Below are 20,447 nucleotides of genomic sequence, written 5' to 3'. Positions count from 1 at the left end.
GGGCTTGCCCCCTCCCACATTTGATCCTCAACGACCCACACTTACCTATTCGCGACATGTTCATAAGAGAACATGCAATTGCTCCCATTTCCTGTGTTTGCGGATAAGAGGCGATGCTATTTTCGGTAACGAAACTGTAACATTCGCATCCGCAGTCAAAACAAGAAATTTGGAGCCCTTGAATGTTTGCTTTCTTCCGACCTGCCGCACACCAGGCGCCCCTGCCTGAAGAAAAAATAGACAGCACCTACCGACGCCTGCGCTGGCAGATCTTCGCCGGTATTTTCTTCGGTTACGCCGGCTATTACCTGCTGCGCAAAAACTTCTCCCTGGCCATGCCCTACCTGATCGACGAGGGCTATACCCGCGGTGAGCTGGGCCTGGCGATGTCGGCCATCGCGATTGCCTACGGCCTGTCCAAGTTCCTCATGGGCCTGGTGTCCGACCGCTCCAACCCGCGTTACTTCCTGCCCTTCGGCCTGCTGGTGTCAGCGGGGGTGATGTTCATTTTCGGTTTCGCGCCTTGGGCGACGTCCAGCGTGACCATGATGTTCATTTTGCTGTTCATCAACGGTTGGGCCCAAGGCATGGGCTGGCCGCCAAGTGGGCGGACCATGGTGCACTGGTGGTCGCAGAAAGAACGCGGCGGCGTGGTCTCGGTGTGGAACGTGGCGCACAACGTCGGCGGCGGCCTGATCGGTCCGCTGTTCCTGCTGGGCATGGCCTGGTTCAATGACTGGCATGCGGCGTTCTACGTCCCGGCCACGGTGGCGCTGGCAGTGGCGGCGTTTGCCTTCATCACCATGCGCGACACGCCGCAATCGGTTGGCCTGCCGCCGATCGAGCAGTACAAGAACGACTACCCGGAAGGCTACGACGCCAGCCACGAAGACGAATTCAGCGCCAAGGAAATCTTCGTCAAGTACGTGCTGCGCAACAAAATGCTGTGGTACATCGCCCTCGCCAACGTGTTCGTCTACCTGCTGCGCTACGGCGTACTGGACTGGGCGCCGACCTACCTGAAAGAAGCCAAGCATTTCACGGTCGACAAGTCGTCCTGGGCGTATTTCTTTTACGAGTGGGCTGGTATCCCGGGCACGCTGCTGTGCGGCTGGATGTCGGACAAAATCTTCCGTGGCAATCGCGGCCTGACCGGCATCGTGTTCATGGCGCTGGTGACCGTGGCGACTCTGGTTTACTGGCTCAACCCGCCGGGCAACCCGATGGTCGACATGATTGCGCTGGTCTCCATCGGCTTTTTGATCTACGGCCCGGTGATGCTGATCGGCCTGCAGGCGCTGGAACTGGCACCGAAGAAAGCCGCCGGCACCGCGGCTGGCTTCACCGGCCTGTTCGGCTACCTGGGCGGTTCGGTGGCGGCGAGCGCGGCGATGGGCTACACCGTGGACCACTTCGGTTGGGACGGTGGTTTCGTGCTGCTGATTGGCGCGTGCGTGCTGGCGATCGCCTTCCTGATCCCGACCCTGTGGCACACCAACAGCGTCAGCTCGGCGCGCTAACTGCCCGGGCAATCCTTCGCACAACGCTTGAGCCGCGCCTCCAGGTTTTTATCTGGCATGGCGTGGCTACGCAGGGCGTTCACGGTCTGCTCGACATAATCGCGAGTAGTGCCGTAACGCCCGCAAGCGCTTTGCAGCACATGGTTCAGTACGATATCGGGCAAGTTGCCGGCATAGCTGGGCAAGTGCCGCTCCAGCACAAATCCCAACGCCTGCACCTGACTGCCATCTTCCAGGCGGCAACTGAGCCAGTGCGGCTTGTAGGAGGGGTAAGGCATTTCGCGTTGCCATAACGCATACAGCGAAGCCTCCAACTGATCTTCCGGCAAGCGGTAGGCAAACCCGCTGCACGAACCGCCCCGATCCAGCCCGAAGACCAGGCCCGGCAACTCCGGCGTACCCCGGTGCTCGTGGGACCACAGGTACAGGCCACGGTGATAACCGTGAACCCGTGCGCGCACCCGCTCGCTCGACGAACATTCAGGACGCCAGATCAACGAACCATAGGCAAACAGCCAGACCGGCCCACCCTTATGCCGGGCCATGGTGGCCTGCATCGAGCTCATTAATTGTTCGTGAGTGAGTTGCGGCCCAAGATCGAGCCGCGGAGGGTAAGCCAACTGCAAAAGATCGGTTTCAATGGCGGTCATGGCGAAAAGCGTTGCGCCTCCTGTGTGCTACCAGTTGTAAGCGACTTTACCGTAATAAAACGCGCCGCTGTAACCGTACGGCGAAAAAGTGCTGTAGGCCAGGTTGCCGCCGCTGCTGGCGTAGGCATTGACCTTCTCGGGGTATTTATCGGTGACGTTGTCGCCGCCGAGCGTGAAGGTCCAGTTCTTCAACTTGTAGTCCGCCGACAGGTCCAGCACCCAGGCTGCCTTGAAGGTCTGGTCGTTGACCTTGTCCGCCTGGTAGCTGGTGAACTCACCATAGCGCACCAGGTTGCTGTGCAGCGCCCAATTGCCGAAGGTGAAGTCGTTGCCCAGGCTCAGCTTGTGCTGGGGTGTGGTATCGCCGAGCAGGCCGATGCGCTCGCGACGGTCCACCCGCACCAGGTTGGCGCCCAGGCTGTCGAGGACGGCCGGATTGGCCTTCACATCGGTGACCTTGGTGTGGTTGTAGTTGTAGCCCACGGTGCTGTTCCAGCGAATACCGTTATCGAACTGATAGCGATAGTTGGCCACCAGGTCGACACCGTCGGTGCTGGTGTCGGTGGCGTTGGTGAAATAACGCGCTGTGGTGTAGTTGATATTGCCGACACCGTTAGCTTGCAGGTAGGCCACCGTCGCCGGATTGAGATTCAGGTTGGACGACAGGCTGATGCGGTCGCGTATGTCGATGCGGTACACATCCAGTGTCACCGTCAGGTCGTCGGCAGGCTCCAGCACCAGGCCAAGGCTGTAGTTACGCGATTTTTCAGCCTTGAGGTCTTCGGCACCGAGCAGGCGCGCCACTTGGCTGTTGGCCGGGAACGTGCCGGCCTCCTGGATCGTATTACCGATCAATTGCGATGAGGTATAGGCGAAGTTCTGCTGGGCCAGGGACGGCGCGCGAAAGCCATTGGAAATGCTGCCGCGCAACGCCACTTGCGGGGTGAAGTCGTAACGCGCCGACAGCGAACCGCTGAGGTTGGAGCCAAAATCGCTGTAGTCCTCATGGCGCACGGCGGCCGAGGCGCTGAGTTTTTCGGTGAAGTGGGTTTCCAAATCCAGGTATTGCGCCCAATTATGCCGCGTACTGGTGCCGGCATCGGCATCGCGGAACCCGCCAAGGCCAGAACTGCCGGTCTGGTAGTAGGACGCGGGCTCACCTGCCTGGATTTCATAGCCCTGATGCAAGTATTCACCGCCGAACGCCACGGCCACCGGGTACGGCAGCCAGCCCAGATCAAACTCACGGGACAGGTCCAGGCTGACTTGCTTCTGCTCGTTGCTCAGGGTGCCGTTGTTGAATTTGCGCGGCGTCGCCAGGCCCAGAGAGGTGTTGATGGTTTCGGTGCCGAGCTCGTACTGATTCTTGCCGTAGTTGGCCGACAGGTCGTAGTGCCAGTCGTAGGCGAGCAGCCCGCGCAGGCCCACCACCAGCGAGGTGTCTTCCAGGTTGCCCTTGATCAGCGGCAGGTAGCCGTTGGGGTTGAGTGCCGCAATATTGTTGGAAGCGTTGCTGGCGCGGTAGAACGCTGCCGTCTCGCCGCGGCGCTTGCTGTAGCCACCGAAACTGTAGAACTCGGCGGCATCGTTGAAGGAATATTCCGAGTTGAACTGGAATTTGCCCTCATTGGTGGCCGGCTCGCCTTGACGGAATACACGCTGGCCGTAGGTGGTGGAACCGACGCTGCCTGGGCGGTAATCATTGCCGGCACGGTTGGTGTAATCGTTGTCGGCACCTTCGGCCGACAGATTGATAAAGCCGTTTTCGCCCAATGCCAGGCCCGTATTGCCGCTGACATTACGCTGGATGCCGTCACCTTTTTTGTACCCGCCGAACCGAGTGGAGATCGAACCGCCCTGGTCGTCGTGCTTGAGGATCACGTTGATCACGCCGGCGATCGCGTCGGAGCCGTAACGTGCCGACGCGCCATCGCGCAGCACTTCGATGTGGTCCACCGCCGACAGTGGGATTGCATTCAGGTCCGCCGGTGCCGAACCGCGACCGACCGCACCGCCGAGGTTGACGAAAGCGCTGGTATGACGGCGCTTGCCGTTGACCAGTACCAACACCTGGTCCGGTGACAAACCGCGCAACTGCGCCGGGCGTACCAGCTCGGCGCCATCCACCAGGCTCGGCCGTGGAAAGTTGATCGATGGGATCAGGCGCGCCAGCACCGCGCCCAGCTCGTCGGAACCGGTACTGCGCAGGGTTTCGCCGGAGATCACATCGATTGGCGACAGCGAAGCACTGGCGGTGCGCTCCTGGGCGCGGGTGCCGGTCACGATGACCGTATCCAGTTGGGGCGCATCGACGGCGGACGTTTCATCCGCCAGAACGGGATTGAATCCCACGGTGGTCAGCAAATTGGCCGACAAAATCGCCGTGTATAACGCGTGTTTTCTGTAGCTCCCCATACCGCTCCCTATGAATCAATTAATAGAACTTCAACGCTCTGAGTTCGTACGATCGATCCGGCTGGCGGGCGGTAGCGGTCAGTGATTGGTGGCTGTGGATGAAGTCGGTAGTCCGTTGGCATATAGCCTAAAGATATTCATCGAATAAAATAAATACCTTAAAAGAATAAGCGAAGGCATAAGCACCCTCCCCCGCTCATCAGCCACTGCGACGGCAATCCGAGCGCTTTCAGCCCAGGTTCAGCCTGAGCAGCGGGCAATCCGCCAAAATGCCGCACACATCACGACCCACTTAGCCGCTCACCCAATCGACTATCGAGGCCGCCCATGCACAAAATCCGCTTGCCTGGCCTGTTGTTCCTGGCCCAGGCCACCACTGCACTGGCAGCTGAAACCCCACCGGCAAACGACGACAAAGGCTTCTGGTACGCGCAGACCAGCGTCTACACCCGGCATTTCGCGCCCGACCCCGAGCACAACAACCAGCAAAACCTGCTGGGACTGGAGCGCAACGAAGCGTCGGGCCTGGTCTATGGCGCGGCGACCTTTCGCAACTCGTTCAGGCAACGCGCCTACTACGCATACGCCGGCAAGCGCTATGACATGGCCGAGTACCCGGTGTACCTGAAGGTCACGGGTGGGGCGATCCAGGGTTATCGCGGCAAGTACCGTGACAAGATCCCCCTGAACCGTTATGGCGTGGCGCCCGTCATCATTGCGTCCGTGGGCACGCATTACGGGCCGATGGCGGCAGAACTGGCGTTGCTGGGGTTCAATGCAGCGATGGTGACGACTGGACTAAGATTCTGAACGGGCGCAAATCAATGTGGGAGGGTGCAAGCCCTGTCTGTAGGAGCGAGCTTGCTCGCGAAAACCGTCAACGATAACGCGTGTTTCCTGAATGAACGCGGTGCCTGTGAGTTTTTCGCGAGCAAGCTCGCTCCTACAGAGGGCGGCATCAGGGCAAGCCCCCTCCCATACGTTGATTACGTCAGGGACGCGGGGCGTAGGCGAATACGTCGGCGCGCATCTGGTGCGCATCCATCCCGGCGTCGACCAACGCATCCAGCGTGCCGTAGATCATCGCCGGTGATCCGCTGGCGTACACGTGCACGGCCTTGAGGTCGGTAATGTCTTCGCACACGGCTTCATGCAGCAAGCCGCAGCGCCCTTCCCAACCGCACAGGTCACTGACGACTTTGTGCAGGAACAGGTTGGGCAGTTGCCGCCATTGATCCCAGTGCTCGATCTCGTAGAAATCTTCCGGGCGACGCACGCCCCAATACAGGTGCACCGGGTGCTTGAAGCCGGAAGCCCGGCAATGCTCGATCAGGCTGTGCATCTGGGCCATGCCCGTGCCGGCGGCGATCAGCACCAGCGGCCCGTCCGGCAACTGGGCCAGGTGGGTGTCACCGAACGGCAGTTCAACCCGCGCCATCCGGTTGCGCTGTAGCTGCTCCAACAGGTTGCGTGCGCTGTCCTCACGGGCCAGCACATGCAGTTCCAGCTCGCGGCCGCAGTGAGGTGCCGATGCCAGGGAAAACGCCGACTTCTCGCCGTTCTCACGCTCGATCATCAGGTACTGCCCGGCGTGGTAACGCACCGCCTTGCCAGCCGGCGCCCGCAGGCGCACGCGCCACACATCGCCGCCGACTTCCACGCATTCGCTCAACTGGCACGACAATTTGCGCACCGGCAACTCCCCCGGCGCCAGCACGCCATCCCACAACACAATGCAATCTTCCAACGGCTCGGCGATGCAGGTGTAGAACTCACCATGATCGCGCACTTCACCGCCCTGCTGCACACGGCCCTCCACCAACAGCGCCGCACACACGTGGCATACGCCGTTGCGACACGCCTGCGGGCATTCGTAGCCCAGGCGGCGCGCGCCGTCGAGGATGCGTTCGCCGGGGTTCAGTTCCAGTACCGCGCCGGAAGGTTGCAGGGTTACACGCATCAATCTATTCCCAATTCTTTCCAGATTGCATCGACGCGAGCAGTCACGGCGTCATCCTTGACGATGACCCGGCCCCACTCGCGGGTGGTTTCACCCGGCCATTTGTGAGTGGCATCCAGGCCCATTTTCGACCCAAGCCCCGACACCGGCGAAGCGAAGTCGAGGTAATCGATCGGCGTGTTGTCGATCATCACCGTGTCGCGCTTGGGGTCCATGCGCGTGGTAATGGCCCAGATCACGTCGTTCCAGTCGCGGGCATTGATGTCGTCGTCGGTGACGATAACGAACTTGGTGTACATGAACTGTCGTAAAAACGACCACACACCCAGCATTACCCGCTTGGCATGGCCTGGGTACGACTTCTTCATGGTGACGATGGCCATGCGGTACGAGCAACCTTCCGGCGGCAGGTAGAAGTCGGTGATTTCCGGAAACTGCTTTTGCAGGATCGGCACGAACACCTCGTTCAACGCCACGCCAAGGATGGCCGGCTCATCCGGTGGCCGGCCGGTGTAGGTGCTGTGGTAGATCGGCTTGATCCGATGGGTGATGCGCTCAACGGTGAACACCGGAAAGCTGTCGACTTCGTTGTAGTAGCCGGTGTGATCACCGTAAGGCCCTTCATCGGCCATTTCACCGGGATGAATCACACCTTCCAGGATGATTTCGGCGGTGGCCGGCACTTGCAGATCGTTACCGCGACACTTCACCAGCTCGGTGCGGTTACCGCGCAGCAGGCCGGCGAAGGCGTATTCGGACAGGCTGTCCGGCACCGGCGTCACTGCGCCCAGAATGGTGGCAGGGTCGGCGCCCAGCGCCACAGAGACCGGAAATGGCTGGCCCGGGTGTTTTTCGCACCATTCACGAAAATCCAGGGCGCCGCCACGGTGGCTCAGCCACCGCATGATCACCTTGTTGCGGCCGATCACTTGCTGGCGGTAGATGCCGAGGTTCTGGCGGTCCTTGTTCGGACCTTTGGTGACGGTCAGGCCCCAGGTGATCAGCGGGCCGACGTCGCCGGGCCAGCAGGTCTGCACGGGGAGCATGGCCAGGTCGACGTCATCGCCTTCGATGACCACTTCCTGGCACACCGCGTCCTTGACCACCTTGGGCGCCATGGCAATGATCTTGCGGAAGATCGGCAGCTTCGACCAGGCGTCCTTCAAACCTTTGGGCGGCTCGGGCTCCTTGAGGAAGGCCAGCAGCTTGCCGATCTCGCGCAGTTCGCTGACCGCCTCGGCGCCCATGCCGAAGGCGACGCGCTCGGGTGTGCCGAACAGGTTGCCGAGCACCGGAATGTCGTAGCCGGTCGGGTTCTCGAACAACAGCGCCGGGCCCTTGTTACGCAAGGTACGGTCGCAAATCTCAGTCATTTCCAGTACCGGTGAAATCGGCATCTGGATACGTTTCAACTCTCCGCGCTGCTCAAGTTGCTGCACGAAATCCCGAAGATCCTTGAATTTCATTAACCATGCCACCCGTAAAATAGGCGTACATCCTACCTGCTCTCGAGGCGGCTGGCAGCTTAATTGGCCGTCAGCCCCCGTGACTGCAGCGAACTGAACAGCGGTTCCATAAAGGCCTCGATATGCCGCGCGCCCACTTCAGACAGGTGGTTATCGTCGGTGTACAGCGCGCGCCCGTTGAGCTCGACCCGGCACAAGCCATCGGTGCCGCACAGCGAGGGCGCCGGGTCCAGCACCGCGACGCCGCTGTCGGCGGCCGCCAGTTCGTCGAACAACTGACTGATAAACGCCTGGCGCTTGAGATGCTTGGCTACGTCGAGACCTTCGCCGTCAAACGGTCGGTGCATCATTGCCAGGCGACTGAGGCGGTAAGGCACGATGATTTCCTGCAGCGGCACCTCCTTGACCAGCCAGACCTTGTGCCCCGCAGCGCGCAGCGCCTGAATGCGCTCGCGCATCCCCTGGGCAAAGCGTTGCTCAGCCACAGCCTGCACGTACTCGCCGGTGCTGGGGTCTTTGAGCGCATGCTCTTTGTCACCCGACATTTGCCCGTAGACATACAGGCTCCAGCGCGCCGCCAACACCACATCGCTGATTTTCTTTTCGGTCATCGCCTTCTCGACGCGATGGTTGAAATGCGCACACCGGGCAATGTTCTCAAGGCCATCCAAGGGGATGCAGCCGGCAAAGCTGGCTTCAATCACGCTGATATCATGGCGATCAGCGCCCTCTTTGAGCGCCGGAATCAGCGCGGTGGCGTGACTGTCGCCCCATACCAGCGCCGAAACCGACTGACTTTTGGGACCGAAATGGCAGAACAACCGCTCATCGGGCGTGTCCTTGTCAGCCATGCACGCCATCAGCTCAGGGCTCCACTTCTTTGCCTTCGCGAAAATCAACGCCTGCTCAGACAAGCGCGACGGCACACCGTCGAATTCACGGATCGCCAAGCCAGTAAAGCCCAGCCCCAGGATGCCGACCACGGCTGAAGCAAGAATCGCCTTACGCGAGGCCAGCAAGCGTTTTTCCCGGAACGGCGTTTCCACGAAGCGCCAGGACAGGTAGCCCAGCACCAACGAAAGCAGCATCAAGCCGGCCAGTTCCAGGACGCTCAAGCCATCCACCGCGGCATAGCTGGCGTACACGAACACCGGCCAATGCCACAGGTACCAGGAATAGGAAATCAGCCCGATACCAACCATCAGCCGCGTACTCAACAGGCGCCCGACCCAGGTGTATTGCTGCCCGTTGGCCCAGATCAACCCGACCACGCCCAGCACCGGCAATAGCGCGGCCGGGCCTGGGAACGGGGTTTTCGCGTCGTAACCGAATACCGCGATCAGGATCAGTGCCATGGAGGCCAGGCTGACCCCCTGGGCCAGGGCAGGCGAAGCGCGCCATTGATATTTGGGCAGCACCGCCAGCATCGCACCGGCCAGTAATTCCCAGGCACGCAGGTGCAGCAGGAAGAAGGCTTTTTGCGGCTCGTGCTCAACCGCCCAGACGCTCATGCCAAACGAGCCCAGCAGCACCGCGAACAGCGCCAGGCGCCAGTGCTTCAGGCGAGCTGAAAGCAGCGTGAGCAACAGCGGGAAGAAAATGTAGAACTGCTCTTCTACCGCCAGCGACCAGGTGTGCAGCAGGGGCTTGATGTCAGAAGCTGCATCGAAGTAGCCATGCTGGCGCGAGAACAACAGGTTGGAGGTAAAGGTCACCTGATAGTGCGCAGACCGCCCCAACTCTTCGTAGTCCTTGGGCGCCAACAGAAACCAGCCCACCGCGAGTGTGGCCGCAATCATTACGAACAGCGCCGGCAGGATGCGCCGTGCGCGCCGAGCCCAGAAGTCGATGAAACTGAAGCGCCCGGCCTGACGCTCACGCCAAATAATGGACGTGATCAAAAAGCCGGAAATGACGAAGAAGACATCGACGCCAACGAAACCGCCGGTGAGGCCAGGAACGCCGAAGTGAAACAGCACGACTGCGAGGACAGCGATGGCACGCAGGCCGTCAATGTCCCTGCGGTAAGCAAGAGTGGTCATAAGAATTGTGGTCAGTCTGTGACGAAAGGAGTGAGCGTAGTCGCGGATACAATTTTTGTTACTTAACGGAGACTTATGCCATAAAAAACGATGAATCTCGACGCAAAAAAAATGGCGCCCCGGGCGGGACGCCATTTTTCGGACCTGAAACGCCGTATTACTTGCGTTTCATCGACAGAAAGAACTCGTCGTTGGTCTTGGTGGTTTTCAGCTTGTCGATCAGGAACTCGATAGCGGCCACTTCGTCCATCGGGTGCAGCAGCTTGCGCAGGATCCACATGCGCTGCAGTTCGTCGTCGGCGGTCAGCAACTCTTCGCGGCGCGTGCCGGAGCGGTTGATGTTGATGGCCGGGAACACACGCTTTTCAGCGATACGACGGTCGAGGGGCAGTTCCATGTTGCCGGTACCCTTGAACTCTTCGTAGATCACTTCGTCCATCTTCGAGCCGGTTTCAACCAGTGCGGTGGCGATAATGGTCAGCGAACCGCCTTCTTCGATGTTCCGCGCGGCGCCGAAGAAACGCTTTGGCTTCTCCAGGGCGTGGGCATCGACACCACCGGTCAGCACCTTGCCGGAGCTCGGGATCACCGTGTTGTAGGCACGGGCCAGACGGGTGATGGAGTCGAGCAGGATCACCACGTCTTTCTTGTGCTCGACCAGGCGCTTGGCCTTCTCGATGACCATTTCGGCAACCTGTACGTGACGGGTTGGCGGCTCATCGAACGTCGAGGCAACCACTTCGCCACGCACAGTGCGCTGCATTTCGGTCACTTCTTCCGGACGCTCATCGATCAACAGTACGATCAGGTGAACTTCAGGATTGTTACGCGCGATGTTCGCTGCAATGTTCTGCAGCATGATCGTTTTACCGGCTTTCGGCGGCGCGACGATCAGGCCACGCTGGCCCTTGCCGATCGGCGCGCACAGGTCGATCACACGACCGGTCAAGTCTTCGGTGGAACCGTTGCCGGCTTCCATCTTCATGCGCACAGTCGGGAACAGCGGGGTCAGGTTCTCGAAGAGAATCTTGTTTTTCGCGTTCTCGGGACGATCGAAGTTGATCGTGTCGACCTTGAGCAGGGCGAAATAACGCTCGCCTTCCTTCGGCGGTCGGATCTTGCCAACGATGGTGTCGCCAGTGCGCAAGTTGAAGCGACGGATCTGGCTCGGCGAGACATAGATATCGTCTGGGCCGGCGAGATAGGAAGCGTCTGCAGAGCGGAGGAAGCCGAAGCCGTCCTGGAGAATCTCCAGCACGCCATCACCGGAGATTTCCTCGCCGCTTTTCGCGTGCTTCTTGAGCAGGGAGAAAATCACGTCCTGCTTGCGCGAACGGGCCATATTTTCTATGCCCATTTCTTCGGCCAGTTGGAGCAGGTCGGTAATCGGCTTTTGCTTGAGTTCAGTCAGATTCATATAGGAATGACGTAATCATTTATGGAGGGGGGAAATTAAGCTTTTGGCTTAATGAGGCCGCGCCGCAGAGAAGGCGACAGGATCGCGTACTAATCGAAAAGGAATGCGTCGGCGACGGCTTGCAGGGGGCAGTGGAGAAACCAGTGCGGGGCCGAATGTACCACCTGAATTTCGGAGCGTCTAGCCCTGTTTTACGAAAAAGCCCCGAGATTTTCGGGGCTTTTTTGGCGACGCTTAGATGTTGGCGTCGAGGAAAGCTTGCAGCTGGGACTTCGACAGCGCGCCCACTTTAGTGGCTTCGACGTTGCCGTTCTTGAACAGCATCAACGTTGGGATACCACGCACGCCGTGCTTGGCCGGGGTTTCCTGGTTGTCGTCGATGTTCAGCTTGGCAATGGTCAGCTTGCCTTCGTAAGTGGTTGCAATGTCGTCCAGGACCGGAGCGATCATTTTGCAAGGGCCGCACCATTCAGCCCAGTAGTCAACCAGCACCGGGCCGGCAGCCTTGAGTACTTCGGCCTCAAAGGTCGCGTCGGTGACGTGCTTGATAAGATCGTTGCTCATGGATGTCTCCGGATTGTAAGCAAAAAAAACGTTGCCCATCATAGCCGCCCTTCCCCCGTTCAGGAAGCCGCCTCTGATTGAGTGTTGCTATGGCCGCGCATGACTTTGAATATCGCCCGCTCACGGCGAGACAGGTGTGACGAAGGCAATGCCCGTGCGCATCGCCGCATTACGTACATGTTCCTGCATGGTTTTCTGCGCTGCCGCACTGGTGCGCCGGGCCAGGGCGCGCAGGATCTTGCGATGTTCCTGCCAGGTTTCCATGGCGCGTTCCGGCCGGATGAACGGTAGTTTCTGGCTTTCCAGGAAGACCTCGGCGCTGGCGCTCAGGATACTCACCATCGCCTGGTTGCCGCTGGCCAGCAGGATGCGCCGATGGAACTCGAAGTCCAGCCGGGCGGCGCTTTCAAAGTCACCGGCCTTAAGCACCTTGCGCATTGCTTCGACATTGTCCTGGAGGCTGTCGAGTTCATCGGTGGTCAAGGTGACCGCCGCCAAACCGGCTGCGAACCCTTCAAGGGCGTAACGCAGCTGGAAGATATCCAGCGGCGTGGCCTGCGCCGCAAACGGCCAGGCGAGTTCGGACGGCGGCTGCGGTACCTGCACGAACACGCCCTTGCCCGGCTGCACGCTGACCACACCCAGGGCGCTCAAGGACGATAACGCTTCCCGCAACGACGCCCGACTGACGCCCAGGCGCAGCGCCAGATCACGTTGAGAAGGTAATGCATCGCCCGGCCCGAAGCCCTGCTCCTTGATCAGTTTGCGGATGGCCTGCAGGGCCGCCTCCGGTACGGCTTGAGCGATGGAATTCATGGAAAACTCAAGGTTGCAGTCGATTGAGTGACTAGTTGTAAAGCTATTCATGTCTGCCGGCAAGCCACGCCCCAAAGGGGCTCGCGCGCTTTTCACGGCGCTCGAAAAGGGTGCGAAAAGCTCAACGACTGTTCAGACCAGTAAGACCATCTCATCTCAACGACTGCGTGCCTTACAGCCTCTTCCAAGAGGGCTGGCATGGGCTGTGCACTGAGCAAATTCAGAAAATTCCTTCGCCCTTCTCGGAGAGTTGCCATGACCAAGCGCTACAGCGCCCTGCTCACTGCCCTGTTTGCCAGCCTGATGCTGAGCCAGGCACCCGCCCAGGCCAACGGTCTGGACGATATCGTCGCCCGTGGCACCCTCAAGGTTGCTGTGCCGCAGGACTTCCCGCCATTCGGTTCGGTAGGCCCCGACATGAAACCCCGCGGCCTGGACATCGACACCGCCAAGCTGTTGGCCGACCAACTCAAGGTCAAGCTGGAGTTGACCCCGGTCAACAGCACCAACCGCATCCCGTTCCTCACCACCGGCAAGGTGGACCTGGTGATCTCCAGCCTGGGCAAGAACCCCGAGCGCGAAAAAGTCATCGACTTCTCCAGGGCCTACGCACCTTTCTACCTCGCCGTATTCGGCCCGCCTGACGCCGCCGTCAGCAGCACCGACGACCTCAAGGGCAAGACTATCAGCGTGACCCGTGGCGCCATCGAGGACATCGAGCTGACGGCTGTCGCGCCCAAGGAGGCGACCATCAAGCGCTTTGAAGACAACAACTCGACCATCGCCGCCTATCTGGCCGGCCAGGTCGACCTGATCGCCAGCGGCAACGTGGTGATGGTGGCGATCAGTGAGCGCAATCCCAAGCGCGTACCGGCGCTGAAAGTGAAGCTCAAGGACTCGCCGGTGTACGTCGGCGTGAACAAGAACGAGCCGGCGTTGCTGGAGAAGGTCAACCAGATCCTGGTCGCGGCCAAGGCCGACGGCAGCCTTGAAAAGAACGCGCTGCAATGGCTCAAAGAGCCCTTGCCTGCCGACCTCTAAGCCGGAGTTGATCCATGGCGTATCAATTTGACTTTGTGCCGGTGCTGGCCAACACCGACCTGCTGTTGCGCGGCGCGCTGTTCACCCTTGAGCTGACGGCCATCGGCGCCATCCTCGGCGTGGCCCTGGGCACGCTCGGCGCCGTCGTGCGGGCGTGGAAGATCCAGCCGTTCGCCTGGTTTTTCGGGGTGTATGTCGAGTTGATCCGCAACACGCCGTTCCTGGTGCAGCTGTTCTTCATTTTTTTCGGCCTGCCCTCCCTGGGGTTGAAGATCACGGAGTGGCAAGCCGCAGTGCTGGCGATGGTGATCAACCTGGGCGCCTATTCCACCGAGATCATCCGTGCCGGCATCCAGGCCGTCCCGAAGGGGCAGCTGGAAGCCGCCGCCGCACTGGCGATGACGCGTTTCGAAGCGTTCCGTCATGTGGTGCTGCTGCCGGCACTGGGCAAGGTGTGGCCGGCCCTGAGCAGCCAGATCATCATCGTGATGCTCGGCTCGGCGGTGTGTTCGCAGATTGCCACCGAAGAGCTGAGCTTTGCCGCCAACTTCATTCAATCGCGCAATTTCCGCGCCTTTGAAACCTATGCCCTGACCACCCTGGTGTACCTGTGCATGGCGTTGATGATTCGCCAGTTGCTGAACTGGATCGGCCGCCGCTATGTGATGAGGAACAGTCGATGAGTGATTTTTCCTTCTGGGACATCGTGCGCAACCTGCTCACCGGCCTGCAATGGACGCTGTTGCTGTCGCTGGTGGCGTTCATCGGCGGGGGCCTGATCGGGTTGCTGGTGATGACCCTGCGCATCAGCAAAAAGGCATTCGCGCGCAATGTTGCGCGCACCTATATCGAGCTGTTCCAGGGCACGCCGCTGCTGATGCAGCTGTTTCTGGTGTTCTTCGGCGTTGCCCTGCTCGGTGTGGATATCTCGCCGTGGCTGGCGGCAGCCATTGCCCTGACCCTGTTTACCAGCGCCTACCTCGCCGAGATCTGGCGCGGCTGCGTTGACTCCATTGCCCATGGGCAGTGGGAGGCGTCGGCCAGCCTGGCGCTCAACCCTCTTGAACAACTGCGCTACGTGATCCTGCCCCAGGCCCTGCGTATTGCCGTGGCGCCGACCGTAGGGTTTTCGGTGCAGGTGGTCAAAGGCACCGCCGTGACCTCGATCATCGGCTTTACCGAGCTGACCAAGACCGGCGGCATGCTCGCCAACGCCACCTTCGAACCTTTCATGGTCTACGGCCTCGTGGCCCTCGGTTACTTCCTGCTCTGCTACCCCTTGTCCCTCAGTGCGCGCTATCTGGAAAGGAGACTGCATGCCTCTGCTTAGAATTTCTGCCCTGCATAAATATTACGGCGATCACCACGTGCTCAAGGGCATTGACCTGACCGTTGAAGAAGGCCAGGTGGTGGCGATCATCGGCCGCAGTGGCTCGGGTAAATCCACCCTGCTGCGTACCCTCAATGGCCTGGAGTCGATCAACGACGGCGTGATCGAAGTCGATGGCGAATACCTCGACGCCGCCCGCGCCGACCTGCGCAGCCTGCGACAGAAGGTCGGCATGGTGTTTCAACAATTCAACCTGTTTCCACATTTGACCGTGGGCGAAAACGTCATGCTCGCGCCACAGGTGGTGCAGAAAGTGCCCAAGGCCAAGGCAGCGCAGCTGGCCAAGCAGATGCTGGAACGCGTGGGTCTGGGGGAGAAGTTCGATGCCTTCCCCGACCGCCTGTCTGGCGGCCAGCAGCAACGTGTAGCAATTGCCCGCGCGCTGGCCATGTCGCCCAAGGTGCTGTTGTGCGACGAAATCACCTCGGCCCTGGACCCGGAACTGGTCAATGAAGTGCTCAGTGTGGTGCGCCAACTGGCCAAAGACGGCATGACGCTGATCATGGTGACCCACGAAATGCGCTTCGCCCGCGAAGTCGGTGACAAGCTGGTGTTCATGCACCAGGGCAAGGTGCATGAAGTGGGCGACCCCAAGGTCGTGTTTGCCAACCCGCAAACGCCCGAGCTCGCCAACTTCATCGGCTCCGTGGAACAGCCGGGCTGACCAGTTCAAAACTACCCTGCCCTTCCAACAGCGTCTGGCTGCGTACTTGCAAGGCGTCGGCGGGCAGGTCGGTGTCGATGTCGACCTGAGCCGTCAAGCGCTGGCCTGTCACCAGTCCCCCTGCGGCACGGGCCACCAGGACCTGTCCGGGCAATAACTGCCCGCCCGCGCCGCCATCAGGCTGGCTCATCATCGCCCATTCGACGGGACGCCCATCCACCTGTGCATGCTTGAGGCTCAACCGCAGTCGGCCCTGCTGGCCGAAGCGGAACGTTTGCCCATTGGCGGCACCGATAAACCGCAACGCCATTGCCGATGGCTCGACACACAACACGTTGAGCTGCAGCGATCGCGTACCGAGCGTGACCGTAGCGCTTTCGGCCAGCGCCTCCCTGCGAATGACACCGTAGTCGATACGCGGTTGGCTCAACGACAACCGGCAGTTTTCGGCCCGTGCCTCCTGAGTCAGCAACACCGTACAGAACAGCGCAGCGCCGATGCTTGCGAGCTTACCGACCATGGCACACCGCCGCAGTGGTTTCGAAGAACTTGTCATTGTCAGGCTGGCCTCCAGGTGAAATGTTCAGCAGGCAACTGGCAGAGTCCGGCAGTAAAACCTTCAGGTCCAGCAAGTCGTTCACGTCATTGAGAAAGATCGTGCCCTCGCCCACCACGCTGGTTAGAAAACGATCGCCCTTGCCGAACACCGCAGCCCCCTGAGGCAATGGTCGACCCTGATCATCCGTGGCGTTGACCAGCATACGGCGCACTTTCACCACATCGAATGCCACTGTGTTGACGGAACCGCGACCTGCGGCGAGTACCCGGGTGCCGTTCTTCAAATCAACGCGCTTTGGCAAGGACTGGGTTTGCACTTCGATGTGGCTGTTGGAGTAGGCAGGCAAACCTGGAAGCACGGCCTGGCCGGTGAAATCGGTCCATACAGGGCCTTGCGGGGTGTCGATTTTGGCAGCACCAATGTCGCCTACCGACGCAATACCGAAGGTGTCCTGCACCGTGTAAGGCGAGAAGGTGATCCCACCTCCGTGAGCGACCACACCTCCTTGCAATTGCCCGTTATAACTGGTGCCCAATGAGTCGCGACTGGCACCCAGACCGACTCGGGTATAACGCGGCGTGAGATCTACCTGGCCGCGCACCGATTGCTCCCTCGCACTGAGGTCGCGCTCGACGCCCACCTCGTAATTCACATACTCGTTGACCCGCTCATTGAGCGCCGTACCGGCACGGGATTGCCCCCCACGGCGGCTGACATAGCTGCTCACGCGACGATCAACGCCCAAGGGCACGCTGACCTGCAACCGCAAGGACAAGTCATCCTCGCGCACGGTGTCGCGCCGGCTACGATCCCGCGCAGCGTCACGGCGGGACTGGGTGCTGCCGACCTGGGAGTCGGCAATCAACGCAACATCGGCGTAACGGAACGACTTGTTCCATGACGCGAATACATGTTCGCTCGATTGTCCGTCAAATTGAGCGTTGTGGTTATAGTTCAGGGAGAACGCCCCCAGGGTGGGGTCGACCCATGTCACGCCCGCCGTGTATTGATTCTTGAAGCGCGATTCCAGCACATCGCCCTCGAGGGGCTGGCCGACCTCGACCACCTCGCGATAGCCCCGGGTCTGGCTGGTGGCGCTGAGATTGAGATCGATGCCAGCGGAGACCGGGCTGCTCACGGATACGCTACTGCGTGAACCGGACACCGCATTACGGCTGTCGCGGGACAGCTTATGGCGCGCGCCCACCGAGACCCGCTGGAAAAACACACTGCTCAACGTGCCACCTGCCGACCAGTACTCGTCGCTGCTCAACAAGCCGAAACCGGCGGATGAGTCACGCCCCAACGCCCAGGTCCCGCTGCCCATTGCGACAATGGGCGAAGGGCCCTCACCCTGCGTTTCTTCACGTACCTTGCCCAGGGAAAAATAATAACCAGGCGCCGCCGGCACGGCGCCGGCGAACGAAGCCGCCGGCACCACGAAGCTGCGTCGGGCTCCGCGCACGTCGATCACACTGACCTCAAGGTCGCTCGTGCCATTGAGCAACGGCAAACCGGTCAGTCGGAAAGGCCCCTCGGGCACCAGCGTACTGTGGATCAACACACCGGACTGCCGCACCTCGATGCGCGACTGGCTCTGGGCCAAACCCTCCACCACGGCATTATTGCTGCCTGCCGGCACGCGCGACTGCCCGTCGGGGGAAAACTGCACACCCGACAGTTGGATGCCGCCAAACAATGGGTTGTTGCTGGAAAGCTGGCCAGCCTGGAACGTCGACTGCAATGCGGCGATGTCCCGCTGCGCATAGGCATACAGGTGCTCATTGTGCGCCACGCCATTATCGGAGACATAGAGTTGACGACTGCGAACAATCCAATCACCCAGGTTGAAGCCCGCTTCGGTGTAGGCCGATACGAACCGGTTGTTCCCGCCGCGCGAATGGCTGTCGAAACCTTGCACGTCATAGTTGAACAGCGCCGCCGCCCCGCCCCGGGCAAAATCGCCGGCTTCCCACTGCGGTCCGCGCAATGATGAAGTGGGCACCACCAGAGACACCTCGTCGTTGCCCGGGCGCAACCGCACCATGGTGGTAGGGAAGGCTCCCAGGAAGTCATGGCACGTCTGGTCGGCGGTGGCGCCCTTGCGCACGACCCCATCAGGCTTTACCAACCCGGCTTTTTCCAGCAACGCCGGGGTAAAGCACAACTGCCCATTGGCATCGAACTGTGCGTCCACCAACCCGAGCGGGTTGCCATTGACTTGCAATCCCACCACCTGGGTGCCCTCGCGAAAGCGCGCCGCCGTGCGAAAGTAGTCCGAGACTTTCGGGTCAATACCGTGCGTGGTCAATGCCGCCAGGTCAAAGCCCTCGCCCAACTCCAACGCCGGGACAACGCCAGGCAAACTCCAGAGTGTCGCGACCCCCACGAGCAGGGTGGGTCGGCGGGCCCGTAAAGATGTTCCAGTTCGGTGATTCGACAGGTTGGTCATGGGTTGATCAACCCCCATCGGCAGTGATCGGGGCCCGGTAGTTTTCTACCGAAAAGCCGTAGATCGTGGCCGGCTGAATCTCAATGCCGGTGAGTCCCTGCAGGGGGCCTTCAACCTTCACCGCCAGCGCTTCGCCCGGCAGGATGTAGGTGCGTGGCAACGTAGCCAGGGTTCCCTGTGGCAATAACCGGACCTGTGGTGCCATGCGCACCACATAAGCGCTGTCGTTGTGAACCGACAAGCGTTGCCCTGTGCTCCGCCACTTCAACAGTTCCCAGGGCGTGTGATGAACGGGCAGACCCTGGGGATGCAGGATCAGCGGCAAGTTCTGCCGCAGGGTGATACCAATGGTCGCACCGCCCGCAGCACGCGCCTGGGGGATGCCTTCAAAAGTTACGCGCTTTAACCGCTGAGTCTTCAACGGTGCCTTCAAAGTGCTGATAAAACGGACCAGTTGCGTCTCTCCCGCTTCCACCCGCGCAATAGGCGGCGTTACGATCAAAAGCGGTTCCATATCTTCAGGCACATTTTCTATTACCGAATGCAGTAATGCTGGCGCCGCGTCGGTATTCTTGATGTTTATAGTCGCTTCACCCTGCTCTTCGTTCAGCACAATGACCGTGGTTTCGGGCAACATGCCATCTGCCACCGCAACACCGACAACACAGAGCATCAACATTGCAAATAATAAGCGCATATTTTTTAATACTGGACGACTGGACACACTGTGCTCCCCACAACCTTAAAGTTGACTGCTGATCGCCGGCCGCGCATAAAAAACAGTCGATCAGAAACATCAAGCCTCTTGATCGACTGTCGTTATGTCGCTTAGATGTAACTCAGTTCAAGTGTTGCGCGCCCATCCAGAGTAACGTCGCGGCTCAGGTCCAGGTCCTGGCCTTTATTGATAACCGCTCGCACCGTGATCGTCCCGGTCAACTGGGAGATCGCGGCAGGCGTGGGCGATGAACCACTGCGCCAGGAATATTGACTAGGCGACTGTGCAACCTTGCCATCGCTGTTTTGCCAGGCGCCACTGCTGACACGCATGATCGGAGACAGCGTTGCGCTCGGCGAGCGCAGGTCCTTGAGGGTCACGGCAAAACCACCGGTCTTGCGACCGGCCACGGTGCCCAACCCAAAGTTCTGCGCCTCGGTGTAACCTCCTCCGAGTGCCGCGAGTATGCCCGTTACCTTGCTGCCGGCTTGCAGGTCGACAAACTTGAGCCCGAACTGCGCCGGCGTATTGCCACAGCTGACGGTGATAGGCGTGGTTTTTTCGCCAAGCGCGTTGAACGCCGTCTGGGACAGTTGACCGGAGGGAATATCGCCGTAGTTGATAATGCCGCCGCCGCTCATGCTGAGGTTGCAGGCAGCGGGCTTGATGACGCCCCTGACGATCAGTTCGGCGCTGGTGGCAGCATGGGCACCGATGTTTGCCGCCATGCAGGCGAGACCCAGGGTCAATCCAACAATTTTCTTCATATTCGA

General features: G+C 60.4%; 18 protein-coding genes. 6 read left to right on the top strand and 12 right to left on the bottom strand.

All coding sequences use genetic code 11. From position 1 onward, the window contains the following. Positions 1 to 182: 182 nt before the first annotated feature. Positions 183 to 1,520 carry a glycerol-3-phosphate transporter gene (gene glpT / locus BFP90_RS23765; protein ID WP_065887017.1) on the top strand — a complete coding sequence of 446 codons (1,338 nt, stop codon included), beginning with the start codon at positions 183 to 185 and terminating at the stop codon, positions 1,518 to 1,520. On the opposite strand, the gene BFP90_RS23760 is transcribed toward glpT, so the two are convergent. Both BFP90_RS23760 and BFP90_RS23755 read right to left on the bottom strand, forming a co-directional pair. Further along, on the bottom strand, positions 1,517 to 2,170 hold the full coding sequence (locus BFP90_RS23760) for a gamma-glutamylcyclotransferase (protein WP_065887016.1): 654 nt from the start codon (positions 2,168 to 2,170) through the stop codon (positions 1,517 to 1,519). The genes glpT and BFP90_RS23760 overlap by 4 nt on opposite strands. A 27-nt stretch (positions 2,171 to 2,197) precedes the next feature. After that, positions 2,198 to 4,585, bottom strand: coding sequence for a TonB-dependent receptor plug domain-containing protein (locus BFP90_RS23755; RefSeq protein WP_065898117.1), 2,388 nt, complete (start codon positions 4,583 to 4,585; stop codon positions 2,198 to 2,200). 327 nt (positions 4,586 to 4,912) lie between these two features. Here BFP90_RS23755 and BFP90_RS23750 point away from each other — a divergent pair, with 327 nt between their 5' ends. Further along, a complete protein-coding gene (locus BFP90_RS23750; protein ID WP_065898116.1) occupies positions 4,913 to 5,395 on the top strand; it encodes a sn-glycerol-3-phosphate transporter in 483 nt (160 codons plus the stop codon). A gap of 181 nt (positions 5,396 to 5,576) precedes the next feature. On the opposite strand, the gene BFP90_RS23745 is transcribed toward BFP90_RS23750, so the two are convergent. The 6 genes from BFP90_RS23745 to BFP90_RS23720 form a co-directional block, all read right to left on the bottom strand. Continuing rightward, positions 5,577 to 6,545, bottom strand: coding sequence for a CDP-6-deoxy-delta-3,4-glucoseen reductase (locus BFP90_RS23745; protein WP_065893903.1), 969 nt, complete (start codon positions 6,543 to 6,545; stop codon positions 5,577 to 5,579). After that, complete coding sequence (ubiD, locus tag BFP90_RS23740) at positions 6,545 to 8,011, bottom strand: 4-hydroxy-3-polyprenylbenzoate decarboxylase (RefSeq protein WP_065887012.1); 1,467 nt, start codon at positions 8,009 to 8,011, stop codon at positions 6,545 to 6,547. The genes BFP90_RS23745 and ubiD overlap by 1 nt, the downstream gene beginning before the upstream one ends. 59 nt (positions 8,012 to 8,070) lie before the next feature. Next, positions 8,071 to 10,053, bottom strand: coding sequence for an acyltransferase family protein (locus tag BFP90_RS23735; protein ID WP_065898115.1), 1,983 nt, complete (start codon positions 10,051 to 10,053; stop codon positions 8,071 to 8,073). Between the two features lie 157 nt (positions 10,054 to 10,210). Continuing rightward, on the bottom strand, positions 10,211 to 11,470 hold the full coding sequence (gene rho, locus BFP90_RS23730) for a transcription termination factor Rho (protein WP_003176825.1): 1,260 nt from the start codon (positions 11,468 to 11,470) through the stop codon (positions 10,211 to 10,213). A 234-nt stretch (positions 11,471 to 11,704) separates the two neighbouring features. Beyond that, positions 11,705 to 12,034: a thioredoxin TrxA gene (trxA, locus tag BFP90_RS23725; protein ID WP_015886460.1), complete on the bottom strand. Its 330-nt coding sequence runs from the start codon at positions 12,032 to 12,034 to the stop codon at positions 11,705 to 11,707. Positions 12,035 to 12,154: 120 nt separating this feature from the next. Further along, positions 12,155 to 12,850: a FadR/GntR family transcriptional regulator gene (locus BFP90_RS23720; RefSeq protein WP_065887010.1), complete on the bottom strand. Its 696-nt coding sequence runs from the start codon at positions 12,848 to 12,850 to the stop codon at positions 12,155 to 12,157. 255 nt (positions 12,851 to 13,105) lie between these two features. On the opposite strand from BFP90_RS23720, the gene BFP90_RS23715 reads away from it, so the two are divergent. The 4 genes from BFP90_RS23715 to BFP90_RS23700 are packed head-to-tail and all read left to right on the top strand — an operon-like array spanning position 13,106 to position 15,945. Next, entirely contained in the window at positions 13,106 to 13,891 is a 786-nt protein-coding gene (locus tag BFP90_RS23715) for a transporter substrate-binding domain-containing protein (protein WP_065887009.1), read from the top strand. Positions 13,892 to 13,905: 14 nt separating this feature from the next. Further along, positions 13,906 to 14,574, top strand: coding sequence for an amino acid ABC transporter permease (locus BFP90_RS23710; RefSeq protein WP_065898114.1), 669 nt, complete (start codon positions 13,906 to 13,908; stop codon positions 14,572 to 14,574). Next, positions 14,571 to 15,221 (top strand): amino acid ABC transporter permease, encoded by a 651-nt coding sequence (locus tag BFP90_RS23705; protein WP_065893906.1) that lies wholly within the window; start codon positions 14,571 to 14,573, stop codon positions 15,219 to 15,221. The genes BFP90_RS23710 and BFP90_RS23705 overlap by 4 nt, the downstream gene beginning before the upstream one ends. After that, positions 15,208 to 15,945, top strand: coding sequence for an amino acid ABC transporter ATP-binding protein (locus tag BFP90_RS23700; RefSeq protein WP_065887006.1), 738 nt, complete (start codon positions 15,208 to 15,210; stop codon positions 15,943 to 15,945). The genes BFP90_RS23705 and BFP90_RS23700 overlap by 14 nt, the downstream gene beginning before the upstream one ends. On the opposite strand, the gene BFP90_RS23695 is transcribed toward BFP90_RS23700, so the two are convergent. The 4 genes from BFP90_RS23695 to BFP90_RS23680 all read right to left on the bottom strand — a co-directional run bounded on the left by BFP90_RS23695 (position 15,917) and on the right by BFP90_RS23680 (position 20,441). After that, entirely contained in the window at positions 15,917 to 16,465 is a 549-nt protein-coding gene (locus tag BFP90_RS23695; protein ID WP_065898113.1) for a hypothetical protein, read from the bottom strand. The genes BFP90_RS23700 and BFP90_RS23695 overlap by 29 nt on opposite strands. Beyond that, positions 16,455 to 18,956 carry a fimbria/pilus outer membrane usher protein gene (locus tag BFP90_RS23690; protein WP_065898112.1) on the bottom strand — a complete coding sequence of 834 codons (2,502 nt, stop codon included), beginning with the start codon at positions 18,954 to 18,956 and terminating at the stop codon, positions 16,455 to 16,457. The genes BFP90_RS23695 and BFP90_RS23690 overlap by 11 nt, the downstream gene beginning before the upstream one ends. Before the next feature lie 7 nt (positions 18,957 to 18,963). Beyond that, entirely contained in the window at positions 18,964 to 19,653 is a 690-nt protein-coding gene (locus BFP90_RS23685) for a fimbria/pilus chaperone family protein (protein WP_083203321.1), read from the bottom strand. 131 nt (positions 19,654 to 19,784) lie between these two features. After that, positions 19,785 to 20,441 carry a DUF1120 domain-containing protein gene (locus BFP90_RS23680; RefSeq protein ID WP_065893910.1) on the bottom strand — a complete coding sequence of 219 codons (657 nt, stop codon included), beginning with the start codon at positions 20,439 to 20,441 and terminating at the stop codon, positions 19,785 to 19,787. Between the last annotated feature and the right edge of the window lie 6 nt (positions 20,442 to 20,447).

Origin of the sequence: Pseudomonas sp. 24 E 13 (assembly GCF_900004715.1) — a bacterium.
In the GTDB taxonomy this organism is placed as follows: Bacteria; Pseudomonadota; Gammaproteobacteria; order Pseudomonadales; family Pseudomonadaceae; genus Aquipseudomonas; species Aquipseudomonas orientalis_A.
The sequence above is the reverse complement of the archived record's forward strand: the minus strand, read 5'-3'. Positions and strand labels throughout refer to the sequence as shown.

What these genes read in the sequence shown, in the direction of transcription:
- BFP90_RS23760 (WP_065887016.1), bottom strand. Translation starts at nt 2,170, where the DNA reads ATGACCGCCATTGAAACCGATCTTTTGCAGTTGGCTTACCCTCCGCGG.
- BFP90_RS23745 (WP_065893903.1), bottom strand. Translation starts at nt 6,545, where the DNA reads ATGCGTGTAACCCTGCAACCTTCCGGCGCGGTACTGGAACTGAACCCC.
- BFP90_RS23755 (WP_065898117.1), bottom strand. Translation starts at nt 4,585, where the DNA reads ATGGGGAGCTACAGAAAACACGCGTTATACACGGCGATTTTGTCGGCC.
- BFP90_RS23680 (WP_065893910.1), bottom strand. Translation starts at nt 20,441, where the DNA reads ATGAAGAAAATTGTTGGATTGACCCTGGGTCTCGCCTGCATGGCGGCA.
- BFP90_RS23685 (WP_083203321.1), bottom strand. Translation starts at nt 19,653, where the DNA reads ATGCGCTTATTATTTGCAATGTTGATGCTCTGTGTTGTCGGTGTTGCG.
- BFP90_RS23690 (WP_065898112.1), bottom strand. Translation starts at nt 18,956, where the DNA reads ATGACCAACCTGTCGAATCACCGAACTGGAACATCTTTACGGGCCCGC.
- trxA (WP_015886460.1), bottom strand. Translation starts at nt 12,034, where the DNA reads ATGAGCAACGATCTTATCAAGCACGTCACCGACGCGACCTTTGAGGCC.
- BFP90_RS23735 (WP_065898115.1), bottom strand. Translation starts at nt 10,053, where the DNA reads ATGACCACTCTTGCTTACCGCAGGGACATTGACGGCCTGCGTGCCATC.
- BFP90_RS23705 (WP_065893906.1), top strand. Translation starts at nt 14,571, where the DNA reads ATGAGTGATTTTTCCTTCTGGGACATCGTGCGCAACCTGCTCACCGGC.
- BFP90_RS23695 (WP_065898113.1), bottom strand. Translation starts at nt 16,465, where the DNA reads ATGGTCGGTAAGCTCGCAAGCATCGGCGCTGCGCTGTTCTGTACGGTG.
- BFP90_RS23750 (WP_065898116.1), top strand. Translation starts at nt 4,913, where the DNA reads ATGCACAAAATCCGCTTGCCTGGCCTGTTGTTCCTGGCCCAGGCCACC.
- BFP90_RS23715 (WP_065887009.1), top strand. Translation starts at nt 13,106, where the DNA reads ATGACCAAGCGCTACAGCGCCCTGCTCACTGCCCTGTTTGCCAGCCTG.
- glpT (WP_065887017.1), top strand. Translation starts at nt 183, where the DNA reads ATGTTTGCTTTCTTCCGACCTGCCGCACACCAGGCGCCCCTGCCTGAA.
- BFP90_RS23700 (WP_065887006.1), top strand. Translation starts at nt 15,208, where the DNA reads ATGCCTCTGCTTAGAATTTCTGCCCTGCATAAATATTACGGCGATCAC.
- BFP90_RS23710 (WP_065898114.1), top strand. Translation starts at nt 13,906, where the DNA reads ATGGCGTATCAATTTGACTTTGTGCCGGTGCTGGCCAACACCGACCTG.
- BFP90_RS23720 (WP_065887010.1), bottom strand. Translation starts at nt 12,850, where the DNA reads ATGAATTCCATCGCTCAAGCCGTACCGGAGGCGGCCCTGCAGGCCATC.
- ubiD (WP_065887012.1), bottom strand. Translation starts at nt 8,011, where the DNA reads ATGAAATTCAAGGATCTTCGGGATTTCGTGCAGCAACTTGAGCAGCGC.
- rho (WP_003176825.1), bottom strand. Translation starts at nt 11,470, where the DNA reads ATGAATCTGACTGAACTCAAGCAAAAGCCGATTACCGACCTGCTCCAA.